Here is a 7,670-nt window from a genome sequence, read left to right as displayed (position 1 = left end):
AAGGCTATTCTGCCAGATTCTAAACTCGCACGAAGCATCATCCCTCAACTCAAACATCTCGCCGTCCTCCGTTTTCCAGTGAGCGTTCGTACATGCATAGAGCTTAACCTTTTTGCCGCTCACCTCTTTGTCACGCACCTCAATGGAACCATCATCACAATAAGGACATTTTCCTAAAATCATAACAACCTCCTCAGATTCAATAAACATCGTAATTTTATGAATATTACTATTTTTAATCAATTTATCTAAAAATTATTGCATTTTGTCATGTTTTTAATATTTTTTTTATTATTTTGATATAAATATGTATAATGTTCTTATATTAAATAATTGTAAGTAAAAAGAAAAACATGATATTAAAACTTTCTAACTTAATTGCATTGCTTCTTGCTGAAGCATGGTTAATATCTTCTCCAGATTGGGAGCCAGGAATATTGTTTATTGGTTTTCTTTCAAGTTTGATTTTTCAAGAAGTGAAGGATTTACAGGCGCATAATTCTCAAAACTCTCATGATAAAGAGCTGTTTAAAGAATTTATAAATGACTTACCTTCAACAAGTGGAAGCATTGAATTTATCCGAGAGCATGATTTTCATAACTCATTTAAATTATCAAAACTTGATAACTTAAGGGAGTTTGTAAAAAAATGGAATAATGCAGAATATGAATTTATCAATCATGATTTAGAAAATCCACGAAACAAATTATTAAACACAATTTTCGAGTTTATTGAAGTATCTGGTTTAAATACTTTTCCAGAGCGTGATGGATGGCAAACATCAATACCTAAATATCTAGAAAATGGTGATATACCTCCAATAAGAAAGAAAGCCATCGAAAAAATGAATGCTTTAGGATATGATATTTTCATTCAACATCAAGCTTTAGTTAGAGCTGGAAAAAATAAATTAAATACCTAACAACTTAAAAGAGACTAATCCTATTATTATTTCAAAAAAATATCAATTCTGCTAAAATTCCGCCCATGAATATATATGAAGATAAATTTCAAGCGAGCATACAAAACAGTTTTTTCCACAAACTCTCGCAAAGTGAACAGGAGTTTATACGCTCCAGGGCTTACATGTATAGGTTTTCTCATCAGGAGATCAGGCAGATAATCGACATCGCAAGAGACCTTGAGATGTGGAATGAAAAGAACATCATAGAGATATTTCCGGAGCACTCTCAAAAAAAAGTTATTTTCTCAAGGCTTAAAAAAGCGTACGAAGAGCTGCGCAATAAACCTAACTCCTACAAAGATTTTGAGCTTAAAAACCAGAGAGACGAGCAGAAGTTTACCTTCAAAACCGAAGCAAAAGAGGGATTTGGGCTTGGACTCTGCCCAGTTGCTAGCGAAAAGACAAGATGCTGCAATCTTCTAACTCTTGATGCGGTCGAGAGCTGCGGGTTTGACTGCTCTTACTGCTCCATACAATCTTTTTACAACCAAGACACCGTGACCTTTGACAGCAATTTCGCAACAAAGCTCAAAAATCTAAAACTTGATGAAAACAGAACCTACCATATAGGTACAGGTCAATCTTCTGACTCGCTTTTGTGGGGAAACAGAGAAGGCATCTTGGATGCGCTCTTTGACTTTGCGAGGCAAAATCCAAATGTTATTTTAGAATTTAAAACAAAATCCGATAATGTAAAATACTTTTTAGAGAACGATGTACCTAAAAATATACTCTGTACCTGGTCGCTCAACACGCCTACGATCATTCAAAACGAGGAGCACTTGAGTGCCTCTTTGGAGAAAAGGATTAAAGCCGCAAGAAAAGTAGCGGACAGAGGCGTTAAGGTCGGTTTTCATTTTCACCCAATAGTCGAGTATGAAAACTATCTCAGTGAATATGAAGCGGTTTACAAAGAGCTTATAAGTTCGTTTGACGCAAAAGAGGTCTCACTTGTTAGTTTTGGTACACTTACCTTTATAAAACCCGTTATCAAACAGCTTCGTGAGCGGGATTTTAGAAGCAAGATTACCCAGATGCCATTTGTTGATGCAAACGGCAAAAGCTCCTACCCGCATGATACAAAAGTCGAGATGTTCAGACATGCTTATGAGAGTTTTGCTCCATGGCACAAAGAGGTCTTTTTTTATCTCTGCATGGAAGAGCATGCGATGTGGAGCGAGGCGTTTGGTTACCAATACTCGACAAACAACGATTTTGAAAGAGCGATGCTTGGAGCCTATACAAAAAAACTAGAGATGGAGTTTTTAATATGAAGTTTTTATCTGACAACCTGCTCTATATCTATATGGTATCTCTTATATTGTTCGCTTTGTATGACACAATATTTATAAAAAAAGAGTCGGTACCAAATACACTAAAATCCCATAAAGTTGAAGAGGCTCCACAAAACAGCATGCTCTCAGTCAGTGAAAAAAAGAGAGAGTTTAGCAATCTTGTAATTCCAGCCATAGACAAAGTTTACGCCGAGCTGGAAGAGCAGTACAATGAGATTTCCCAAAATCTGACAAATACGGCGTATAAAGAGAAAATATCAAAGTTAAAAAAGATCTATAAAGTAGAGAGTGACGAAGAGCTCTTAATGGCTCTAAAACCTCATCCAAAAAGCATTGCCATTGCCCAGGCAGCGATGGAGAGCGCATGGGCGGAGTCAAGATTTCTCAAAGAGGCAAACAACTTATACGGCATGTGGTCGGTAAGCAAAAAAGGTCCGAGAATTGCGGCTTCGGAGCAGAGAGGCGAGAGAGTCATCTGGCTGAAAAAGTATTCAAGCATAGAGGACTCCATCAGAGACTACTACAAAACACTTGCCCGTTCCAAAGCCTACAAAGACTTTAGAGAGCTTAAGATGCAGACGGACGACCCCTATCTGCTAGTCGAAAAGCTAGAGAACTACTCTGAAATCGGCGAACAATACGGCGATGACTTAACTAAAATCATAAGGTATAACAAACTATATCTTTACGACTAATTGGTTTTTTACACAAGACCGAGAAGTGCGACAAAGAGCACAGGCGGAGTTATGACAAGCCCTACTTTCATATATTCGCCCCACCCTATTTTCACTCCCTTTTTAGCAAGCACATGTAGCCATAGAAGAGTTGCGAGTGAGCCTATCGGCGTCATTTTCGGACCAAGGTTTGAGCCTAAGATATTTGCATAAACAAGCGCTTCATTTCCGATGTAACCTACCTGATCTATCGCTATATCCATAATCATGATTGTCGGCATGTTGTTCATAACCGAGCTTACAACTGCCGAGAGAAATCCGGTTCCGATGATGGCAATAAAGTCTCCGTGCGTATTTAGCTCTCTAATCCAAGAGGCTATTACATCGGTTAGCCCCTCGTTCTTAAGACCGTAAACGACAACATATAGACCGATGCTAAACCATACAACCTGCCAAGGTGCGGCTTTTATGGTCATAATTGGTTTTACCGCTTTGTAGTGATTTGCAATTACCAAAAGAATCAGAGCGCCGCCGAGGGCAAAAAGAGAGACTGGCAGATGGTAGTAATCGCCTATAAAATAACCCACCATTAAAAATGCAAGAAAAAACCAGCTGAACTTAAACATGGTCTGATTTTTTATAACCGATGAGGCTTCGGGAAGTTTTGAGACGTCGATTGTAAAGGGGATATCTTTACGAAAGTAGATCCACAAAACCGCAATAGAAGCAGCAATGCTCAGCAGATTTGGCAAAAACATATTTTTAGCATACTCGACAAAGCCGATATCAAAATAGCCTACCGTTACAATGTTTGTAAGGTTTGAGATAACAAGAGGATTGGATGCGCTGTCTCCTATGAAACCGCCCGCCATCAAAAAAGCAAATATCGCCAGCGGTTTCATCTTTAGGTACTTCATCTTTGCAAGGAGTATCGGCGTTAAGATTAGCGCCGCGCCGTCATTTGCAAAAAATGCGGCAACTATGGCACCAAGCAGAAGTATATAGACAAACATCTTGTGTCCGTTTCCACCACTTAATTTTGCCATCTTTATCGCTGCCCACTCGAAAAAACCTATCTCATCCAAAATCATGGAGAGAAGGATTATCCCGATAAAAGCCAAAGTCGCATCCCAGACAATGTCTATTACACTTATAACATCTCCAAAATTTACAACCCCAACTACAAGAGCTACAACCGCTCCAGCAACGGCAGTCGTGCCTATCTGTAAACCGCGCGGCTGCCAGATGATAAAAAGCAGGGTAACCAAAAAAACAAACATTGCCAGTGCCATATATGACTCCTATTATTTAAAAAACCAAAACTATAGCAGAATTAAATCTAAATATCAACATATATTGATTTAACAATATTTTTTCGCTACAATTTTGCAATTTAAACAGAGGAGCTCATTGTGGATATCTTTTTAAAAAGTGTCGCGGCACTCAATGACGAAACAAGAGTTCTAATACTGCGCTTTCTTGACGAACATGGCCGTACTTGTGTTTGCGATCTGCAAAACTCTTTAGAGATGATTCAGTCACGTCTCTCACGCCATCTTAAAATCTTAAAAGAGGCGGGATTTCTGCGTGTTGATAGACAAGGAACTTGGGCGTACTACTCTGTGCGTTGTCCGCTTGACCGTTTCAGAACCGAAGCACTGCAAGAGATAAGACATCTTGATATCGAAATTCCAAAGTTAAAAAAATCATCACAAACAGGAGAGTGTAAACTATGAGTAAAAAAAATGTATTGATCCTATGTACGGGAAACAGCTGCCGCTCAATAATGGCAGAGGCACTTTTAAACGCAAAACTTGGTGATTGTCTAATCGCACAGAGCTCGGGCGTAAAAGCAAGCGGTGCGGTAAATCCACATGCAAAAGCGCTTTTGGGGTCTTACGGCTACTGGAGGGATGAGTATCACTCAAAAGTCATAGAGACGGTCTTAGATACTGCGTTTGATCTGGTAGTTACGGTCTGCGATCACGCAAAAGAGACCTGCCCTATGTTTCCAAAAGCGGTTAAAACAATCCATATAGGGTTTGACGATCCAAGCGGAAAAGCGGAAGAGGAGTATGAAAAGACACTTCTTCTTATAGAAAAAGAGCTTCTTCCCGTTGTCAAAAAAGAGTTGTGTAACTAAGCATGTTTGAGTGGTTGCACGATCTAAGCTCATGGGCTCTCTTTGATATTTTTGGACTTGCAAAAGAGAGTCATCTGGGCGAGGCTCTGCACTTTTTCATCTACGATACCATAAAGATTTTTATACTGCTTCTGCTCATTATCTATATTGTCACCCTATTAAGAAGCTACTTTCCCGTAGAGAAAGCAAGAGCATACATAAGCGGCAAGCATAAGATAACTGGGCATGTACTGGCAGCACTCTTCGGCGTCATCACTCCATTTTGTTCATGCAGTGCCATTCCTCTGTTTTTGGGTTTTTTACAGGCAAGGATCCCTCTTGGCGTAACATTTAGCTACCTTATCTCTGCACCCCTAAGCGATGCGGTAGTTATAGCTCTGCTTCTCTCGCTTTTTGGGTGGAAGATCGCACTGCTTTATGTAGGTGTCGGTCTTTTGATAGCTATTGTCGCGGGACTCATTATTGGCGCAATGAACTTAGAAAAAGAGATTCTGATAGAAGTAAAACCCGTAGATGTAGTCTCTTTTAATGAAGAGAAGATAACCTTTTCAAACAGAGCAAAAGAGGCGTGGGAGTACACGGCGGATATATTTAAAAAGATATATCTTTATGTTATCGTAGGTGTCGGTATCGGCGCATTTATCCACGGTTATGTTCCAGCTGACTTTATTAGTAAATATGCAGGCGGTGATGCATGGTACGCACCGATAATCGCTGTTGTGATGGGTATACCGATGTACAGCAGCGCGGCGGGGATATTGCCGCTTGTAGAAGTACTTACGCAAAAAGGGATGCTTCTTGGAACGGCTCTTAGCTTTATGATGGCAGTGGTGGCGCTAAGTCTGCCAGAAGCGATGATACTAAAAAGAGTCCTCTCTCTTAAACTCATTGCGATATTTTTTGGCGTGGTCGGCTTTGGGATACTCTTGGTCGGGTATCTATTTAACATAATTTTATAAAAGGATAGCAGATGAAAATCGAGATTTTAGGAACAGGCTGTGCAAAGTGTAAGACACTCGAAGCGGTTGTAAAAGAGGCGGTGGCAAAGAGCGGAAAGTTCGTTCAGATAGAAAAGGTTGATGATCTTATGGAGATCATGAAGTATCAGGTAGTTAGCACTCCGGGGCTTGTGATAGATAACAAAGTTGTAAGTACCGGAAGAGTTCTGAGCGTAGAAGAGGTCCTCTCGCTAATAAACGAGAGTTCTGGCGTTAACTAATTTTTACTACTCTCAATAGCCAGCAGGACACCATCCCAAAATTTGATTCGAGCTTTTATTGCAAGCAGGGCAGCTTCTTCTGCCTCTGCTATTTTCACCTTATCATCTTCACACAATAGCTCAAGCATACGCATGGACATTGGACCGTGAAAGTCTCCATCAAGCTCTATATGACGGTCTAAATAGTAATAAAATACACCTGCCTCTTCTCTTGAGATATTCATTTTATCAAGAAGGGCACGAAACATTTCTGGAATGATATGTTCTCTGCCTAGAGCAAACGCTGCAGCAATAACATGAGGTTTGTCACCATTGATAAAGTTGAATGTTGTTTGCATGAACTCTTCCGCTGCAGAAGGTATTTTGGTTGTTTTTCTCGCAATATCCAGAGAGTCGGATGCAACTTTAGAAACAAACTCTCTGGCAAGCTGACTACTTCCAACTTTAACCTCTTCCATAGCTTGTAAGTAGAGGTTAAAATGGCTTGTATATGTTGGTGTTCCATCTTCTAGCGCAATACCTTCATCTGTCTCTTCTTCAAGCACAATATCGTTAATAAAACGTTGTACTTGCGCATCTCCAACCGGAGTCCATGGTATCTGTGCAGGAGCAATTTTGTTTTGCAGATATTTAACCAATGACATAAAGTCCCAAACAGAGTAGATGTGGTGTTGCATAAAAACTGTTAGGTCGTTCATATCTGTAACGGCAGTATAAACAGGGTGGGTCGCAAGCTCTTTTCTTAATTTTTTTACATTTTCAAGGGGGAAAGTTGTCAATATATAATCCTATATTTTTTTTGAAACAAGATTATACATAAATTAAAAGGGGGAAATTAAATGGTTTAGATAACGATCTGATTTTGTCGCTGGAGGGAAGTCTTAGTGACTTCCGCATCCGCCGCCGCAGCATCCGTTGCTTGTTGAGTCGCTCATAGCGATAACAAAACTATCTCCTACCTCTTGAACTTTAAAGCTGTGCTTGCCGCAGAACTCATCGTTCATAGTGTCTCTCATCTCGATAGATTTTAAAAGAGCGCCATCTTTTGAAGCGATCTCCAAACCGTTTACCAAGTCACTTTTTTTAAAACAGCTGCACTCTTTTTCTACAATGATCTTGAACATATTGTTTTCCTTGTTTTATCTAAATTTTTCAAATAATATCAAATTCCTCTGTTTATATTCTTAGCACTTTTGAGATCTCAATATTTTTAAGATTGCCATAATTATGACAATGTTTGTATGCCCATAGCGTTTGGTATGTCAAAGAGGATATAATGTCAAAAAAGTTCTCAAACAGATGTTTGAGACAGACGGAATAACAAGGAAACAAATTGCAACAGAACCAACATTTAGAACTTGGACGCATAAACTG

10 protein-coding genes and 1 pseudogene are annotated in these 7,670 nt (G+C 39.5%); 7 read left to right on the top strand and 4 right to left on the bottom strand.

The genetic code is table 11. The features are described 5' to 3' along the window. A pseudogene (locus RQ763_RS07490) lies at positions 1 to 183 on the bottom strand (hypothetical protein); the annotation flags it as partial. A 170-nt stretch (positions 184 to 353) separates the two neighbouring features. Here RQ763_RS07490 and RQ763_RS07485 point away from each other — a divergent pair. The 3 genes from RQ763_RS07485 to RQ763_RS07475 all read left to right on the top strand — a co-directional run bounded on the left by RQ763_RS07485 (position 354) and on the right by RQ763_RS07475 (position 2,955). Further along, positions 354 to 923 carry a hypothetical protein gene (locus tag RQ763_RS07485; protein WP_314152120.1) on the top strand — a complete coding sequence of 190 codons (570 nt, stop codon included), beginning with the start codon at positions 354 to 356 and terminating at the stop codon, positions 921 to 923. Positions 924 to 988: 65 nt separating this feature from the next. Continuing rightward, entirely contained in the window at positions 989 to 2,239 is a 1,251-nt protein-coding gene (locus RQ763_RS07480) for an SPL family radical SAM protein (RefSeq protein WP_314152119.1), read from the top strand. Further along, positions 2,236 to 2,955, top strand: coding sequence for a glucosaminidase domain-containing protein (locus tag RQ763_RS07475; RefSeq protein WP_314152118.1), 720 nt, complete (start codon positions 2,236 to 2,238; stop codon positions 2,953 to 2,955). The genes RQ763_RS07480 and RQ763_RS07475 overlap by 4 nt, the downstream gene beginning before the upstream one ends. A gap of 8 nt (positions 2,956 to 2,963) precedes the next feature. Here the strand turns inward: RQ763_RS07475 and RQ763_RS07470 are convergent, their stop codons facing one another. Continuing rightward, on the bottom strand, positions 2,964 to 4,226 hold the full coding sequence (locus RQ763_RS07470; RefSeq protein WP_314152117.1) for an arsenic transporter: 1,263 nt from the start codon (positions 4,224 to 4,226) through the stop codon (positions 2,964 to 2,966). A gap of 120 nt (positions 4,227 to 4,346) precedes the next feature. Here RQ763_RS07470 and RQ763_RS07465 point away from each other — a divergent pair, with 120 nt between their 5' ends. From RQ763_RS07465 to RQ763_RS07450, 4 genes are read left to right on the top strand one after another with little or no spacing between them, the layout of a single operon-like run. Beyond that, entirely contained in the window at positions 4,347 to 4,670 is a 324-nt protein-coding gene (locus tag RQ763_RS07465; RefSeq protein ID WP_314152116.1) for a metalloregulator ArsR/SmtB family transcription factor, read from the top strand. Next, complete coding sequence (locus RQ763_RS07460; RefSeq protein WP_314152115.1) at positions 4,667 to 5,077, top strand: arsenate reductase ArsC; 411 nt, start codon at positions 4,667 to 4,669, stop codon at positions 5,075 to 5,077. Before RQ763_RS07465 ends, RQ763_RS07460 begins: the two co-directional genes overlap by 4 nt. A gap of 2 nt (positions 5,078 to 5,079) precedes the next feature. Continuing rightward, entirely contained in the window at positions 5,080 to 6,036 is a 957-nt protein-coding gene (locus tag RQ763_RS07455) for a permease (protein WP_314152113.1), read from the top strand. An 11-nt stretch (positions 6,037 to 6,047) separates the two neighbouring features. After that, positions 6,048 to 6,296 carry a thioredoxin family protein gene (locus tag RQ763_RS07450; protein WP_314152112.1) on the top strand — a complete coding sequence of 83 codons (249 nt, stop codon included), beginning with the start codon at positions 6,048 to 6,050 and terminating at the stop codon, positions 6,294 to 6,296. Here RQ763_RS07450 and RQ763_RS07445 read toward each other — a convergent pair. Beyond that, on the bottom strand, positions 6,293 to 7,075 hold the full coding sequence (locus tag RQ763_RS07445; RefSeq protein ID WP_314152110.1) for a DUF3050 domain-containing protein: 783 nt from the start codon (positions 7,073 to 7,075) through the stop codon (positions 6,293 to 6,295). The genes RQ763_RS07450 and RQ763_RS07445 overlap by 4 nt on opposite strands. Before the next feature lie 102 nt (positions 7,076 to 7,177). Beyond that, complete coding sequence (locus tag RQ763_RS07440; protein ID WP_294929680.1) at positions 7,178 to 7,420, bottom strand: hypothetical protein; 243 nt, start codon at positions 7,418 to 7,420, stop codon at positions 7,178 to 7,180. Between the last annotated feature and the right edge of the window lie 250 nt (positions 7,421 to 7,670).

It is taken from the genome of Sulfurimonas sp., assembly GCF_032250635.1.
In the GTDB taxonomy this organism is placed as follows: Bacteria; Campylobacterota; Campylobacteria; order Campylobacterales; family Sulfurimonadaceae; genus Sulfurimonas.
The sequence above is the reverse complement of the archived record's forward strand: the minus strand, read 5'-3'. Positions and strand labels throughout refer to the sequence as shown.

What these genes read in the sequence shown, in the direction of transcription:
- RQ763_RS07485 (WP_314152120.1), top strand. Translation starts at nt 354, where the DNA reads ATGATATTAAAACTTTCTAACTTAATTGCATTGCTTCTTGCTGAAGCA.
- RQ763_RS07480 (WP_314152119.1), top strand. Translation starts at nt 989, where the DNA reads ATGAATATATATGAAGATAAATTTCAAGCGAGCATACAAAACAGTTTT.
- RQ763_RS07475 (WP_314152118.1), top strand. Translation starts at nt 2,236, where the DNA reads ATGAAGTTTTTATCTGACAACCTGCTCTATATCTATATGGTATCTCTT.
- RQ763_RS07470 (WP_314152117.1), bottom strand. Translation starts at nt 4,226, where the DNA reads ATGGCACTGGCAATGTTTGTTTTTTTGGTTACCCTGCTTTTTATCATC.
- RQ763_RS07460 (WP_314152115.1), top strand. Translation starts at nt 4,667, where the DNA reads ATGAGTAAAAAAAATGTATTGATCCTATGTACGGGAAACAGCTGCCGC.
- RQ763_RS07455 (WP_314152113.1), top strand. Translation starts at nt 5,080, where the DNA reads ATGTTTGAGTGGTTGCACGATCTAAGCTCATGGGCTCTCTTTGATATT.
- RQ763_RS07450 (WP_314152112.1), top strand. Translation starts at nt 6,048, where the DNA reads ATGAAAATCGAGATTTTAGGAACAGGCTGTGCAAAGTGTAAGACACTC.
- RQ763_RS07440 (WP_294929680.1), bottom strand. Translation starts at nt 7,420, where the DNA reads ATGTTCAAGATCATTGTAGAAAAAGAGTGCAGCTGTTTTAAAAAAAGT.